At 75.5% G+C, this 14,869-nt stretch carries 10 protein-coding genes; 5 read left to right on the plus strand and 5 right to left on the minus strand.

Going from position 1 to position 14,869, the window contains the following annotated elements:
• Entirely contained in the window at nt 1-2,892 is a 2,892-nt protein-coding gene (locus ACIQCH_RS02545) for a caspase family protein (protein WP_402577112.1), read from the plus strand.
• Nucleotides 2,889-4,304, plus strand: a complete 1,416-nt coding sequence (locus ACIQCH_RS02550; RefSeq protein WP_402577114.1) for an extracellular solute-binding protein — start codon at nt 2,889-2,891, stop codon at nt 4,302-4,304. The genes ACIQCH_RS02545 and ACIQCH_RS02550 overlap by 4 nt, the downstream gene beginning before the upstream one ends.
• A 140-nt stretch (nt 4,305-4,444) precedes the next feature.
• On the opposite strand, the gene ACIQCH_RS02555 is transcribed toward ACIQCH_RS02550, so the two are convergent.
• The 3 genes from ACIQCH_RS02555 to ACIQCH_RS02565 all read right to left on the minus strand — a co-directional run bounded on the left by ACIQCH_RS02555 (nt 4,445) and on the right by ACIQCH_RS02565 (nt 7,589).
• Nucleotides 4,445-6,886, minus strand: coding sequence for a SpoIIE family protein phosphatase (locus tag ACIQCH_RS02555; protein ID WP_402577116.1), 2,442 nt, complete (start codon nt 6,884-6,886; stop codon nt 4,445-4,447).
• A 123-nt stretch (nt 6,887-7,009) separates the two neighbouring features.
• Nucleotides 7,010-7,357, minus strand: a complete 348-nt coding sequence (locus tag ACIQCH_RS02560; RefSeq protein ID WP_402577118.1) for a hypothetical protein — start codon at nt 7,355-7,357, stop codon at nt 7,010-7,012.
• Nucleotides 7,358-7,364: 7 nt separating this feature from the next.
• Complete coding sequence (locus ACIQCH_RS02565; RefSeq protein WP_402577120.1) at nt 7,365-7,589, minus strand: hypothetical protein; 225 nt, start codon at nt 7,587-7,589, stop codon at nt 7,365-7,367.
• Nucleotides 7,590-7,940: 351 nt separating this feature from the next.
• On the opposite strand from ACIQCH_RS02565, the gene ctaD reads away from it, so the two are divergent.
• Both ctaD and ACIQCH_RS02575 read left to right on the plus strand, forming a co-directional pair.
• The gene (gene ctaD / locus ACIQCH_RS02570; protein WP_402577122.1) at nt 7,941-9,623 is read left to right on the plus strand and encodes a cytochrome c oxidase subunit I; all 1,683 of its coding nucleotides are present in this window, start codon (nt 7,941-7,943) and stop codon (nt 9,621-9,623) included.
• A complete protein-coding gene (locus ACIQCH_RS02575) occupies nt 9,620-10,015 on the plus strand; it encodes a cytochrome c oxidase subunit 4 (RefSeq protein WP_402577124.1) in 396 nt (131 codons plus the stop codon). The genes ctaD and ACIQCH_RS02575 overlap by 4 nt, the downstream gene beginning before the upstream one ends.
• On the opposite strand, the gene ACIQCH_RS02580 is transcribed toward ACIQCH_RS02575, so the two are convergent.
• The gene (locus ACIQCH_RS02580; RefSeq protein WP_402577126.1) at nt 9,997-11,724 is read right to left on the minus strand and encodes a cytochrome b N-terminal domain-containing protein; all 1,728 of its coding nucleotides are present in this window, start codon (nt 11,722-11,724) and stop codon (nt 9,997-9,999) included. The genes ACIQCH_RS02575 and ACIQCH_RS02580 overlap by 19 nt on opposite strands.
• 271 nt (nt 11,725-11,995) lie before the next feature.
• Entirely contained in the window at nt 11,996-13,267 is a 1,272-nt protein-coding gene (locus tag ACIQCH_RS02585; protein WP_402577128.1) for a cytochrome P450, read from the minus strand.
• Nucleotides 13,268-13,556: 289 nt separating this feature from the next.
• Here ACIQCH_RS02585 and ACIQCH_RS02590 point away from each other — a divergent pair, with 289 nt between their 5' ends.
• On the plus strand, nt 13,557-14,819 hold the full coding sequence (locus tag ACIQCH_RS02590; protein WP_402577130.1) for an NAD(P)/FAD-dependent oxidoreductase: 1,263 nt from the start codon (nt 13,557-13,559) through the stop codon (nt 14,817-14,819).
• Nucleotides 14,820-14,869: the final 50 nt, after the last annotated feature.

Below are 14,869 nucleotides of genomic sequence, written 5' to 3' on the forward strand. Positions count from 1 at the left end.
GTGGCGCGCTTCGACCCGCGCGGCAAGGTGAACCGGGCGCTGCTGGTCGGTGTCCCGAAGTACGACTTCACGCTGCCCGACCACCCCGTCGGGGTGCCGGGCGACCTGCCGGGCGTCGAGCACAACCTGGACGGGCTGGAGCAGGCGCTGTGCGAGGGCGGGGTGTTCGCGGAGGACGAGATCATCGTCTCCCGGCCGCGCACGGCGGACGAGTTCGACCGGCAGCTGGACAGCGCGGTCGACGCGGCCGAGGGCCTGCTGCTGCTCTACTTCTCCGGCCACGGCGCCGTACCGAGCACCGGCGACGAGCTCTGGCTGCTGATGCGGCGGGCGACGATCGTGCCGGGTGCCGAGTCGGTGTTCCGGGGCGCCGCGTCCTGGAAGAGCGTGCTGGCCGTGTTGGCCGGCTCGCGGGCCGAGCAGGTGGTCGTCATCCTCGACTGCTGTTACGCGGGCAACGCCTCGGCGGCCTGGGACGGGCTCGGCGCCGCCCAGCGGCAGCGGACCTCGCTGCTGATGGGCGTGCAGGCCAACAACCGCGTCGACGCCGGCGACGGCCGCTCGGCCACGCCGTTCACGGCTCAGCTCGTACGGCTGCTGCGCGAGGGGGTGCCCGACGGCGGCGGGGGCGAGGGGGCCGCCGCGAACAGGACCGAGGACGGCGGGCGGGACGCGGGCGAGGGGGCCGCCCCGAAGGGGCACGAGGACGGCGGGAGGGACCCGGGCGAGCGGGCCACCGCGAACGGGCTCGAAGACGGCGGACGGGAGCCGGGTGGGCGAGCGGCCGGGAACGCCGAGGTCGGCTTCGCCGCTCTGGCGGACGGGCTCAGGGCCCACATGACCGCGCATCACACCACCCTGCGGCCCGAGCCGTGGGAGCCGCAGGGCCGGGCCGCCACCTCGGGCGCGGACGTCCTGCTCGCCGCCCTGGGGCCGCAGGCCCGCCGGACGGTCCGCGTACAGCCGCCCGGTGCACCGGCGGTGTCGACCGACCCCGGCACCGCGTCGACAGACCCCGGCGCACCGTCCACCGGCTCCGGCGCACCGTCCACCGGCGGCCGGTGGCTGGCCAGGGCCCTGGCCCGGGCCCTGGCCCGGCTCGCGCCCCTGACCGGGCGCCGGCTGGCGGCCGTCGTCGGGGTCCCCGCCGCGCTCGCCGGCATGGCCGTCGCCGGCATGGCCCTGGCCGGCGACGGGAACCGGCCGCGCTGCGGGCCGGCGCTCGAACTCCGGCTGCTCACCGACCCCGACCTCGAGCCGACCGTCCGCAGGGCCGCCGAGGCCTTCCTCGCCTCCCCCGCGAACAGCACGGACGACGGCTGCCGGCGCAGCGGCATCACCGTCTACAGCGCCGGCGCCACCGCGGCGGTCACCGCGTTCGGCCGCCAGTCCGACCCGTGGCAGCGGCCGGTGGGCGAGGACAACCCGCAGCGCGACGTGGGCCCCCAGCCGGACATCTGGATCCCGGCCACGCGCGCGAGCGTGGAACGGGCGCGGCCTGCCGCCACCGGCCGGTCCTACGTCGAGTTGGAGGCCGACCCGGAGCCGTTCGCGTACTCGCCGGTCGTCCTGGCCGTACCGCAGGACCTGGCCGCCGCGCGGCTCCAGGGAGGGCGGGTGGGGCGCCTGGCCGACCTGACCGACGCCCTCCGCACGCGCGAACGGCGGGCCGGGTTACGGCGCTCCGACCCGGAGTCCACCGACTCCGCGCTGCTGGCGACGGTCGGCCTGTACGGCCCGAAGCTCCAGGACCCGGCCGGCGTCGAACGCGGTGTGGAGCAGCCCGGGCCGCCCGCGCGCACCGCCGCCGACCTGCTGTGCGCGCTGCCCGAGGACGACGCCGTGGACGACCGCACCGCCGTCCTGGTGCCGGAATTCCTGCTGAAGACGGGCGTCGGCTGCCACTCCACGACCCGGGCCGCGCGGATGGCCGAGTACCCCGAGGACGTGCCCGGGCTGGAGCCGGTGTTCGTGCGCGTGCGCTGGCGCGACGCGGACCTGGACCGGGGGGAGCGGGACGCGGCCGTGGCCCGGTTCCACGACTGGCTGACCGGCGGGGCGGGGGCCACGGGCACCCCGGCGACGTACGGGACGGGCAGCGGCACGGCCCCGGCGCCGGCGGTCCGGGGCGGGCTCGCCGAGTTCGGGAAGGACGGCTTCCGCAGCGGTTCCGGCAGGCGGCTGCCCCTCGATCCCGGCTCCGGGCAGGGGTTCAACGGGTTCGGGGCGCTCAACGACCCCGGGGAGCCGGCGCCGCGGGCCCGGGAGGCGGCCATGACGGCCGCGCTGACCGGCTACCGCGAGGCCAACGGGCCCGGCCGGGTGCTGTTCCTGCTCGACTCGTCCGGCTCCATGGGAGACCTGTGGACGGGGCCGGGCGGCGCGCCCGGCATCGTCGCGCAGGTCCTCGCCGGGCTCGGTGGGGACGACGAGTACGGCGTCTGGTCGGTGGCCACCCGGCAGGGCGGTGGTCCCGCCCACGCCGACCTGCTGCCCTTCGGCACACATCCGCGCGCGGCGGCCCAGCGGACCGTCCGCAGCGCCGCTCTGATCAGGGACGCCGAGGCCGATCCTTACGCGGCCCTGCGCGACGCCCTGGACGCGATGGATCGGCGCGGCACCGGCCGCCCGCGGCTGATCGTCTACCTGACCGACGACGAGGACAACGACAGGCTCACGCAGCCGGGGCGGCTGGACGCCGTGCTCGGGTCGGCGCGGGAGAAGCGGATCCCGGTGGTGATGGCCGCCTTGGACGGCGGCGGCTGCGACCCGGGCAAACCGGACGCGGCGGTGGCCGAGGCGAGCGGCGGCAGCTGCCTGGACACGAAGACCGACCTGGTCGCCCGGCTGCGGGACGAGGTCGCCCGGACCGGAACGGGGGACGGGACGTGAGGCATAGGAACCGGGTGCGGGCCGCGCTGGTGGCCGTACCGCTCGCGGTGCTGCTCGCCGCGGGGTGCGACGGCGGCGGGGCCGGGAGCGGGAAGGCCGGACAGGCCCCGGGCACCGTCGAGACACCGGGCGAGATCGTGCTGGCCAGTGGCCGGGACGTGACCGGCAAGGGCGGCGTCCGCCAACAGCTGATCGACGAGTGGAACCGGCAGGAGGACCTGCACGGGTCCGGCTACCGGGCCCGGCTGGTCGAGCTGCCCGGCTCGGCGGACCAGCAGCGCAGCCAGCTGCTCGGCGCGCTGCAGTCCGGCAGCGCCGAGTACGACGTGGTCAACCTGGACGTGACCTGGGTGCCGGAGTTCGCCGCCGCCGGGCTGGTCCGGCAGCTGCCCGCCGGCCTGGTGGACGCCGACGTGGTCCCGTCCGTGGCCGCCACCGCGGAGTGGGACGGCAAGGTGTACGCCGCGCCGTTCAACAGCGACGTCGGGTTGCTCTTCTACCGCCGCGACTACCTCGAGGCCGCCGGCGTGACGCATCCGGACGTCGGCGGGGACACCAGCTGGCCCGGGGTCCTGGAGCTCATCGAGGCCCTGGGCCGGGCCCGCGACCGCCTGCCCGCGGCCTACGAGAAGGGCTGGACCGCGCAGCTCGACGCCTCGTACGAGGGCCTGACCGTCAACGGCATCGAGGCGGTCGCCTCCGTGTCCGACGTCGCGGCCCTCACGGACGGGGCGGGCCGCTACACCGGCAGGGCCGACGGACTGCGGGTCGGGATCGAGGAGTTCCGGACCCGCACGCAGGCCTCGTACACGCTCCCGGCGGCCGCGCAGTCCGACGAGACCGACTCGCTGACGGACTTCGCCGCCGGGCGCACCGGGTTCCTGCGCCACTGGCCGTACGCCTACCGCACGCTCCACCAGTCCCTGTCACCGCAGGAGCTCGGCGTGGCCCCGCTGCCCGGCCGCGCCGTGCTGGGCGGGCAGAACCTGGCCGTCACCCGCGGCTCGGAGCGGGCGGACGCGGCGGGCCGGCTCATCCGGTTCCTGACCGGCCGGGAGAGCGAACGCTGCCTGCTCGACGCGGGGTTCGCGGCCACGCGGGTGTCCGCGTACGTGGACGACGGCGTGCAGTGCCGGGTGGCGCGGGCGCCGGCCGGGTCCGCCACGGCGCCGGCCGGCGAGCGCACCGACCGGATGCCGAGGGACGCCAACGGCCGGCCCGCCTACGCGCGCGAGATCCTGCTGCCGGCCCTGCGGCGCGCCGTCCAGCGCCCGCGCACCCCCCTGTACGGCGCCTTCACCCAGACCTTCACCGCCCAGCTGGCGCGGCTGCGGGGCGCCACCCCTCCGACCTCGGCCGAACTGGCCGAGGCGCTGGACGCGGCGCTCCGCAAGGCCCTGCCGGGCGGCTGAGAGTCCCCGCACCACCTTCCCCCTCGCCCTCACCTGGTTCTGACCCGTCGCCCGTACCGACCACGGACGGCCGACCCCCGCGCACGGGCGGGGCCGGGGGCCCGCCCACCGGGCCCCCGGTACCGGGCGCGTGCGCGGCATCAGCAGTCGTCGGGGCCGGGGAGGTGGATGTCGAGCGCGCAGATGTCGTCGCGATGGCGGGGGCGCTGCGCGGCCAGGGTGCGGGCGAGGGTGTCGTCCCGGCCCTCGCGCAGCAGCCTCAGGGTCTGGTCGGCGAGCCGGGCGAGCCCGTCCTCGATGTCCTCGCCCGGGTCCTCCACGAGCCCGTCGGTGTAGAGCAGCAGGTGGTCCCCGGGCTCCAGGTCGATGACCGCCTCCCCGTACGCGGCACCGCGGTCGGCACCGAGCAGGCTGCCCGCGGGCTGCGGCAGGAACCGTGCCCTGCCGCCGCGCACCAGCAGGGGCGGCAGGTGCCCGGCCCGCACCCAGAACAGACGGTGGTCCGCGGGCCGGTAGCGGGCCATGACCATGGTCGCGGTGGCTCCCTGCCCCTCGGGCGCGGTGTGCAGGAGGAGGGCGTTGAGCCGGGTCAGGACCTGCGGGAGCGCCGACCCCGTGACGGCCATGCCCTTGGCGGTGAACCTCAGCTGCGCCATGGTGCCGACGGCCGCCAGGCCGTGGCCGGCCACGTCCCCGACCACGAACAGGGCGTCCCCGTCGGGCAGTTCGATCGCGCTGTACCAGTCGCCGCCGACGTTGACCCCGCTCTCGGCCGGTACGTACGCCACGTCGACGCACAGGTCCCCGAGCTCGAGCGACTGCTCGGGGATCGGGAGCAGGGTCTCCTGCAGGCGGGCGGCGAGGGCGCGTTCGGCCTGGAGCATGCCCCGCTGGAGGAGGTTGGCGCGTTCGCTCTCGCGCAGGGCGATCTCGGCGTCCCGCTGCGCGGAGAGGTCCTGGAAGAAGCCGTGCACCTCGGCGGGCGTCCCGTCGGCGTCGGCGCGTGCCTCGGCGACGATGCGCAGGTGCCGGACGCCGTCCACCGTGGTGATGCGGAAGGGCTGGTCGATCGGTTCGCCGTGGCCCAGCAGCCGCTCCACGGCGGCCCCCAGCCGCGGCACGTCGTCGGGCACCAGGTGGAGGGGGAGCTCTTCCAGGGGCATGGGCCCGCGTGCGGGGTCGCGGTCGAAGACGGCGTACACCTGCTCGGACCAGGTGATGGTGTCGGTGGTCAGGTTCCAGCTCGCCCAGCCCAGGTTGCCCAGGCGCTGCATGTCGGCGAGCCGGCGGGCCTCCCGCTCGCTGGTGTCGTGCCGGACCCAGGACACCACGAGGCGCTCACCGAGCCGGGAGGCCCGGACGGAGTACGTGGACTCGTGCGGTACGCCCGCCAGGACCTCGTGGTAGACGAAGGGTTCGCCCTCGTAGACGCTGCCGGTGGCGAGGGTGTCGAGGTAGCCGGCCCACAGGGCGGAGCCGGCCACGGTGGGATAGGTCTCCAGGATCCGCAGGCCCACGAGCTCCTTGCCGCGGCGGCCGGCCACGTCGACGGATTCCGGTGCGGCCGCGTCGATCCAGTAGTCCTCCACCTCGCCGTCCCCGTTGCGCAGGGGGGTGAGGAGGGTCGCGGGCCCGGACAGGGCGTCGAAGATCCGCTGGATCCCGCTGACGTCCTCGTGGCCGAGGTCGCCGGTGGCGTGACCGCCCTGCTGGAGGGGGCCCGCGCACAGTCGGACCGCCTGTCGCAGCAGGGTGCGGGTACGGGGGTCGAACGGGGTGGCCCGGGTCCGGAGGAGGCCGACGACCGTGGTGGGCCGCACGCCGGGTGCGGGGATCCACGCACGCGTCGGCCAGCGTTCGGGCGGGCCGCCGATCGGCAGGTAGTGGGCGCCGTCCTGCTCGGGGTCCTCCAGCCACACCGCCTGCCCTTCCGCCGCGGCTTCGAGCGGGGCGATCCCGGCGAGCGGCGGGATCCGGCTCCACTGCTCGGCCAGGTCGGCGGCCAGGCCGGCGCAGCCGGCGAGTTCCAGGCTGCCGGCGGTGGACACGGTGTAGACCAGGACCACGTCCACGTGCTCGGTGTCCACGAGCACCGCGCGCAGCAGTCCGGCCACGTCGCCGGGGGTCCGGGCGACGGTCAGGCCCGCGGCGAGGCGGGCCCGCAGTGCCTGCCGGGCCCCGTCGCCCTCACCGCCGCCGCCTTCGTCGGCGGACAGGAGGTAGCGGCGGGCGCTGAAGGGGGACGGTTCGGCGGGCTCCCGGGACGGGGCCGGCTCCGGGGCCACCGGCCGTACCGCGGCCCGGGTCCGGGAGCGGGGCCCGGCGCGGCCCAGCGTGAGCCAGCACTCCTCCACCAGGGTCCGCCGGCCCGCCTCGGCACGGTCGCGGAGCAGCTCGTACGCCGCGTCCGCCGCCACCCCCTCCTGGGCCATCACCACGCCCTTGGCCCGTTCGAGGACGGCCGCCATCGAGGCCACGCCCTCCAGGTCCACGACCTCGGACCGGAGCCTGGCCACCACCTTCGCCAGGGCAAGCACCTCCGGGCCGGCGACGTCACCCGGGGGGCCCACATCATTCCCCATCTTTTCAGGGTGCCACGCGAGCGGGCACCCCATGCGGCCGGCGCCCCGCCCGGCCCGGCCGGGGCGGGGCGGGGCGGGGCACCGGACGGGACGACGCCCCCGCGCCGCGGCGGGGCGGCCGGGTCAGGAGGGGATCACCTCGACCGCGTGGACGGCCTGGGTGACGGAGGCGTACACCGCGAGGCCGCCGGCGGTGAGGGACTGCCGGAGCAGGCGCCGCACCTCGACGGCGGTCGAGACGACCGCCAGGGACGCCGCACGTGCCCGGCAGCTGTGCTGGGCGCGCAGGACGACGCTCGTGGCGGCCGGCGTGAGGAGACTGGGGATCTCCACCACCAGGCGGCGCGGCCGGTGGCTGGCGAGGAGCTCGTCGATGGCCAGGGTGGCGGCGGCCCGGTGACGCAGGGCGAGCGCCGGGAGCAGGCGGATGACCAGCACCCCGTCGCCCGCCGTCCGGTGGGTCAGCGGCATGTGCCCTTCACCGGCCGGTGGCGGCGGGTTCGGTGCCCGGCGCGGTGTGCGGGGTGCTCATGTGGGCGGCCACGACCGCCAGGCACCGGTCGCAGTACGCCTCCGTGCCGGCGGGGTCGCCCGGCACGGTGCGGGTGCCGCACAGGGTGCGCCCGCCACCGCCGCCGTCCCGCGGCAGGACGTGCCACACCAGCGCGGCGTCCGGTCCCGGCCCGATCCGCATCTCGAACATGGCCCAACCTCCCGTCGTCTCGCTTCAGTGCCAGGCAAGAGCACCCGGCCGGAGATCGCACCCCGCCGGGCCGTCCCGCAGCCGGCCCGGCCACCCCCGTCGGACCCGCCAGCAGCGGCTTCCGGCCGCTGTCGCGTCCCGGGCGGCCCGCGCCCGAACGGGTGAACGCCCACGGCCGGCCCCGCCGCGGGAGGTCCACGTGCACGTCGCCCGGCCGGCCCGCGCCGGCAGACCCGTTGCGGGCAACCCGGACGCCGCACCGGTACGCCTGCCCGGCCCACCGCCGCGCGGCTGCCAGGGTGGACGGGTGCGGCCGCCGGCCCGGCCGCGGCGCACTTCGTGGAGGCCCCGATGGTGTCGGTCGAGAACACGCCCGTGGACAACGCCCCGGCACCGGACGCGGCGGAGGCGGCAGCCCGTGCCGGCGCCCGGCGGGTCGCCGCGGGCCGGCGTCTGCTGGAGCTGCTGGGCACCACCGACCACAAGACGATCGGCTACCTGTACCTCGCCACGTCCTTCGCGTTCTTCCTCTTCGCGGGCCTGCTCGCCATGCTCATGCGCGCGGAGCTGGCCCGCCCCGGCCTGCAGCTCGTCTCCGCGCAGCAGTACAACCAGCTCTTCACCGTGCACGGCACGGTCATGATGCTGCTGTTCGCCACGCCCACCTTCACCGGCTTCGCCAACGCCGTGATGCCGCTCCAGATCGGTGCGCCGGACGTGGCCTTCCCGCGCCTGAACGCCTTCACCTACTGGGTCTACCTGTTCGGCGGCCTCACGGTGGTCGCCGGCTTCCTCACGGCCGACGGGGCCGCCGCCTTCGGCTGGTTCGCGTACGCGCCCCTCAACAGCGCGCAGCACTCCCCCGGGATCGGGGCGGACCTGTGGGTGATGGGGCTGGCCGTGTCGGGGCTGAGCACCATCCTCGGCTCGGTCAACTTCATCACCACGATCGTCTGTCTGAGGGCGCCGGGGATGACGCTGTTCCGGATGCCGGTGTTCACCTGGAACGTGCTGTTCACCTCCGTCCTGGCGCTGCTCGCCTTCCCCGTGTTCGCGGCGGCGCTGCTCGCGCTGGAGGCGGACCGCAAGCTGGGGGCGCACGTCTACGACCCGCAGTACGGCGGCGCGATCCTGTGGCAGCACCTGTTCTGGTTCTTCGGCCATCCGGAGGTGTACATCGTGGCGCTGCCGTTCTTCGGGGTGATCAGCGAGATCGTCCCGGTGTTCAGCCGCAAGCCGGTCTTCGGGTACGTGGCGCTGATCGGGGCGACCATGGCCATCACGGGCCTGTCGGCCACCGTCTGGGCCCACCACATGTTCGCCACCGGGGCCGTGCTGCTGCCGTTCTTCTCGCTGCTGTCCTTCCTGATCGCGGTGCCGACCGGGGTGAAGTTCTTCAACTGGATCGGCACCATGTGGCACGGCTCGCTGTCGTTCGAGACGCCCATGCTGTGGAGCATCGGCTTCCTCGTGACGTTCCTGCTCGGGGGTCTGACGGGAGTGATCGTGGCCTCCCCGCCGATGGACTTCGCCTTCACCGACAGCTACTTCGTGGTGGCCCACCTGCACTACGTGCTCTTCGGCACGATCGTCTTCGCGACCTTCGCCGGCTTCTACTTCTGGTGGCCCAAGTTCACCGGCCGGATGCTCGACGAACGGCTCGGCAGGATCCACTTCTGGACGCTCTTCACCGGCTTCCAGCTGACCTTCCTCGTCCAGCACTGGCTGGGCGAGAAGGGCATGCCGCGCCGGTACGCCGACTACCTCGCGGCCGACGGCTTCACCCTGCTCAACTCCCTGTCCAGCGTCGGGGCGTTCCTGCTCGGGCTGTCGACCCTGCCGTTCCTGTACAACGTGTGGCGCACGGCGCGGCACGGCGAGCGGGTGACGGTCGACGACCCGTGGGGCTGGGGCCGCTCCCTGGAGTGGGCCACCAGCTGCCCGCCGCCCCGGCACAACTTCCACGCCCTGCCGCGCGTCCGCTCCGACTCGCCCGCCTTCGACCTGCACCACCCGGAGGTGACGGGACCATGAGGGCCGAGGCCTGGCTGTTCACCGGCGTCGCCCTCTTCTTCGCCGCGACGGGCGGGGTGTACGCCGCGTACGCCCACGACCCCGCGGGCGTGGCCGCCCTGATGGTCTCGCTGCTGATGGCCGGGCTCGTCGCGGCCTTCCTGTGGCGGCAGGCCGGCAAGGGCGGGCCGCGGCCCGAGGACGACGCGGAGGCGGAGGTGGCCGCGGCGGCCGGGCGGCGCTTCTCGTTCCCCGCCCGCAGCTACGCGCCCGTGACGGCGGCCGCCGGTGCCGGGCTCATGGGGCTGGGCACGGTGATCGGGCTGTGGCTGGTGCTGATCGGTTTCGGCCTGCTCGTACCGGGTGTGTACGGGTTCGTGTTCGCCGGCGCCGACTACGCGTCCGAGGACTGAGGCGGGGCCCCGCCCCCGGGCCCCGCGTCCGGCCTCGCCGCCGACCCCGCGTCCCGGCCGTCCGGCCCGACGTCCGGCCCCGCCAGTACGGCCGCCACCGCGTGCCGGGTCGCCGGGGAGAGGGGCGGGGGCTGCCGGTCGCCGTAGTACCAGTGGCTCAGCGCGGTCCTGAGCCGGGCGACGGCCCGGAGCCGCCACGGCGTCCCGGGCCAGCGGGCGACGGCGGGCAGCGGGCGGGGCGCGGGCAGCTCGTACACGGCGCGGACGTAGCGCTTCCCGGGCGGCAGTGGCGCGTGCACCCCGTGGAAGCCGCCGTCCGCGCTCTGGTACACCTCGTCCGACTCCTCGCCCTCGGTCAGGAGTTCGTTGTCGCGGACCTGCAGGGCGAGGCACAGGCGCCGGGTGACCCAGAACGCCGCCGGCGGCAGCACCAGGACCGCGACGCGCAGGGTCCACGTGATCCCCTGCACCGGTACGCCCGTCACGTACGCGAACACGTCCTGCGCCCCCGCCACCAGCAGCACCGCGTAGGCCGTGAGCACCGCGACCGCGAGCGCGGTCCGGGCGGGCCGGTGGCGGGGGCGGTCGCACAGGTGGCGCTCACCGCGCTCGCCGGTGATCCAGCGTTCGAAGAACGGGTACGCGTACAGGCCCGTGAAGAGCAGGCCCGGCAGGATCACGGCCGGCACCAGCGGGTTCCACGACAGGGTGTGGCCCCACAGCCGGGTCTCGATCCCCGGCATCAGGCGCAGCGCGCCCTCCAGGAAGCCCACGTACCAGTCCGGCTGGGCGTCGGTGGAGTCGACGTCGGGGCTGTACGGACCGTAGTTCCAGACCGGGTTGATCTGCGCCAGCGCCCCGAGGGCCGCGAGGACGCCCGCCACCATGAAGAACAGGCCGGCCGACTTGGCCGTGTAGCGGGGGTGGAAGGGCTGGCCGACGGCGTTGGCGCCGGTGCGGCCGGGCACGGCCCACTGGGTGTGCTTGAGGTGCACGACCAGCAGCAGGTGCAGCGTGACCAGTCCGAGCAGCAGGCCGGGCACGAGCAGGATGTGCACGGGGTAGAGGCGGGGGACGATGTCGTGGCCCGGGTACTCGCCGCCGAAGACGAGGAACGAGGCGTACGTGCCCACCACCGGCAGCGACAGCACGATGCCCTGGGCGGTGCGGAGCCCGGTGCCCGAGAGCAGGTCGTCCGGCAGCGAGTAGCCCGCGAACCCCTCCAGCAGGGCCAGGACGAACATGGTGACGCCGACGGCCCAGTTCAGCTCGCGCGGGCGGCGGAAGGCTCCGGTGAGGTAGACGCGCAGCAGGTGCACCGCGATGGCGCTGACGAACACGAGCGCGGCCCAGTGGTGGATCTGCCGGATGAGGAGGCCGCCGCGCACGTCGAAGGTGATCCGCAGGGTGGAGGCGTAGGCCTCGGAGACGCGCACGCCGCTCAGCGGGGCGTAGGAGCCGGTGTAGGTGGTGTGGCCGAGGCTGGGGTTGAAGAAGAGGGTCAGCCAGGTGCCGGTGAGGAGGAGGACGACCAGGCTGTAGAGGGCGATCTCGCCGAGGAGGAAGGACCAGTGGTCGGGGAAGGCCTTGCGCAGGCCGGTGCGGGCCGCTTCCAGCACCGGCAGCCGGGCGTCCGCGTAGGACACGGTCCGCCCCGCGGCCCGGCCCAGCCGCCGTGCGGCCCGCGCCCTCGTCTTCTTCGGCTGCACGCGCCGCGACTCCCTTCGGGCCTGCTTCCGGGGCTCCGCTCCCGGGCCTGGCTCCGGGACCGGTGACGGGGCCCGTTCCCGGGTCCCGCTGCCGAATATGGCCCGTGCCGCCGCGGTGACCGGGGAGCCACGCACGCCGACGGGGGTGAAAGCACGTGTTCAGCCCCTTTCCGCACGTGGCGGGGGCCGGACCGCCGCGGCGGGCCGGACGCGTGCGTCCGGACCACCGCGGGTCGTGGGGCCGTGCCGGGGTCCTCGTGGGAGGCGCGTGTCAGTCCCGGACCGGGGGAATCGGGCGGACCGGGCGGACCGGGAGCGATTCGACGCTGTTGCCGATGAAGCTGCGCTGGTGGGGCAGATCGGCCTCCGGGACGGCGAGGTCGAGGTCCGGGAAGCGGGTGAAGAGCCGTTCGAGGGCGATCGTGGCCTCGAGGCGGGCGAGCGGGGCGCCGACGCAGTAGTGCGCGCCCTGGCCGAAGGAGAGGTGCCGGGCCGCGCCGGGCCGGGTGACGTCGAAGCGGTCGGCGTCGGGGCCGTGGAAGGCCGCGTCGCGCCCGGCGGCGGTGTAGCCGGCGAGGACCGGGGTGCCCCGCGGGATCACGGTGCCGCCGAGGGCCAGGTCGCGGGTGGGGTAGCGGAACGGGAACCAGCTGACCGGGCCGTCCCAGCGGAGCGTCTCGTCCACCACGTCCGACCAGCTGGCCTTGCCCTCCAGGACCAGCGCCAGCTGGTCGCGGTGGGTGCACAGGGCCCGTACGGCGTTGCTGATCAGGTTGAGGGTGGTCTCGTGGCCGGCGACCAGCATCAGGCGCATCGTGCCGATGAGTTCGGCCTCGCTGAGCCGGTCGCCGTCGTCCTCGCGGGCGGCTATCAGGGCGCTGGTCAGGTCGTCGCCGGGGGCGGCCCGGCGGGCGGCCGCGATCGTGCCGAGCAGCTCGACGAGCTCGCGCACGGCCGCCATCACCTCCGCCGGGGTGGTGTCGGTGGCGATGATCACGGTGTAGGTGAGGTCGTGCAGGCGGCCGCGGTGCTCGGGGTCCACGCCGAGCAGCTCGCAGATGACGCTCATCGGGAGCGGGAGCGCGAAGTGGGTGCGCAGGTCCGCGACGCCGTCCGGATCCTGCGCGGCGGCCCGGCCGAGGTCGTCGAGGAGGCCCGCGGTCAGCTCCTCGATGCGCGGGCGCAGCCGCTCCACCTGACGGGCGGTGAAGGCGTTGCCGACGAGGGAGCGCAGCCGGCGGTGGTCGGCGCCGTCGGCGGTGTGCATGCCCTGGGCGTTGGCGAAGACCCGCAGCGGCCAGTCCGCGGGGATCGTGCCGTCGGTCAGGGCCGGGCAGTGGCGGGCGTCCTTGGCCACGTCGGGGTGGGAGAGGAACTCCTTGAGCGCGTCGTGCCCCAGGACGACCGCCGCGGGCACTCCGCCGGGCAGGACGACGTCGGCGACGGGCCCCCGGGCCCGCAGCTCGGCGTTCAGGGCGTGCGGGCAGCCGCCGGCGGGCGCGACGACGTGGGCGGGAGCGGGTTCGGAGGTGTGCGAGGACAAGCCGGGACTCCTGACCGACCGTAGGAACGAATACCGGCCAACAGTGCGGTGTCGAAGGCGGGTTGTACAAGTCCGCCCCAGCCGCGCAAGCCCGGGACGGCCTACGCGCCGAACACGACGGGACGCTCGCCCTCGTCCTCCCCGCCTTCGAACGGGTAGGCCGCGCTTCGACCGGAGGGCGGCACTCCCGGCCCTGGAGACGGCGCCCGCGTGATCCGGATCACGTCGTGTCACAGAACGCGGGGCCGCGGTGTCTTCATGGCGAACCCCTGGAGCCGGAGGAGGCACCGTGAACGAGAACATCCGCGTGGTCGTGGTCGGCGGCGGGTACGCCGGCGTGATGGCCGCCAACCGCCTGACGCAGCGCGCCGACGTGGCCGTGACGCTGGTCAACCCGCGCCCGACCTTCGTCGAGCGGATCCGCCTGCACCAGCTCGTGGGCGGGTCCCACGACGCCGTGGTCGACTACCGGGAGGTGCTGGCCGGCGGCGTCGAGCTCGTGGTCGACACCGCGACCCGCATCGACGCGGCCGGGCGCCGCGTGACGCTGGCCGGCGGCGACGCGCTCGGCTACGACCACCTGGTCTACGCGGTGGGCAGCGGCAGCGCGGACCCGCGCGTGCCCGGGGCCGCGGAGTTCGCCCACCCGATCGCGAGCCTGGAGGAAGCGCTGCGGCTGCGTCCGCTGGTCGCCGCAGCCCCTGCCGGGGCACCGGTGACCGTGGTGGGAGCCGGGCCGACCGGCATCGAGACCGCCGCTGAGCTCGCCGAGGAGGGCCGCGCGGTGACCCTGGTCTGCGGCGGCGCCCTGGGCCCGTACCTGCACGCGAAGGGGCGGCGCGCGGTGTCCCGGCGGCTGGCCGCGCTCGGTGTGACCGTGGTCGAGGGGCCCGGCACGAAGGTGGCGGCCGTCGCGGCCGGGAGCGTGACGCTGGCCGACGGTCGTACGCTGCCGAGCGCGGTGACGGTCTGGACCGCCGGCTTCGGCGTGCCGGACCTGGCCGCCCGCAGCGGGCTGACCACCGACGCGCTGGGCCGCCTGGTCACGGACGAGACGCTGACGAGCGTGGACGACGCGCGGATCGTCGCGGCCGGGGATTCCGCGGCCCCGTCGGAGCTGCCGCTGCGGATGAGCTGCCAGGCCGCGGGCCCGCTGGGTGCCCAGGCGGCCGACACGGTGCTCAGCCGCATCGCGGGCGACCGGCCCGCGACCCTGAGGGTGGGCTTCGTCGGCCAGTGCATGAGCCTGGGGCGCCGGTCCGCGGTCTTCCAGTTCTCGAACAAGGAGGACACCGCCAAGGGCCTCTTCCTCGGCGGCCGGCCCGCCGCGAAGCTCAAGGAGATGGTCTGCAGGAGCACGGTCAAGCTGCTGGCGGACGAGGCGCGCAAGCCCGGTTCGTGCACCGCGCACCGCTGGTTCAAGGAGGGCGGGCGCCAGGAGCTGCTGCGGGCCCGGGGGGCCGGGACGGCGGCCGCCCCGGCGGACCACGGCGCGGACCGCGGCGCGGACCGCGGCGCGGACCGGATGACGGACAAGGTGGCGGGACGGTAGGGCGCCCGGGGCGGCGGCCGTTCGGGCCACGGTGGGCGGGCGGCCGCGCG

The sequence above is a fragment of the Streptomyces sp. NPDC093225 genome, from assembly GCF_044753805.1.
Lineage (GTDB): Bacteria > Actinomycetota > Actinomycetes > Streptomycetales > Streptomycetaceae > Streptomyces.

Coding starts and splice junctions, on each gene's coding strand:
- ACIQCH_RS02565 (WP_402577120.1), bottom strand. CDS start 7,589: ATGTTCGAGATGCGGATCGGGCCGGGACCGGACGCCGCGCTGGTGTGG.
- ACIQCH_RS02555 (WP_402577116.1), bottom strand. CDS start 6,886: ATGGGGAATGATGTGGGCCCCCCGGGTGACGTCGCCGGCCCGGAGGTG.
- ACIQCH_RS02575 (WP_402577124.1), top strand. CDS start 9,620: ATGAGGGCCGAGGCCTGGCTGTTCACCGGCGTCGCCCTCTTCTTCGCC.
- ctaD (WP_402577122.1), top strand. CDS start 7,941: ATGGTGTCGGTCGAGAACACGCCCGTGGACAACGCCCCGGCACCGGAC.
- ACIQCH_RS02560 (WP_402577118.1), bottom strand. CDS start 7,357: ATGCCGCTGACCCACCGGACGGCGGGCGACGGGGTGCTGGTCATCCGC.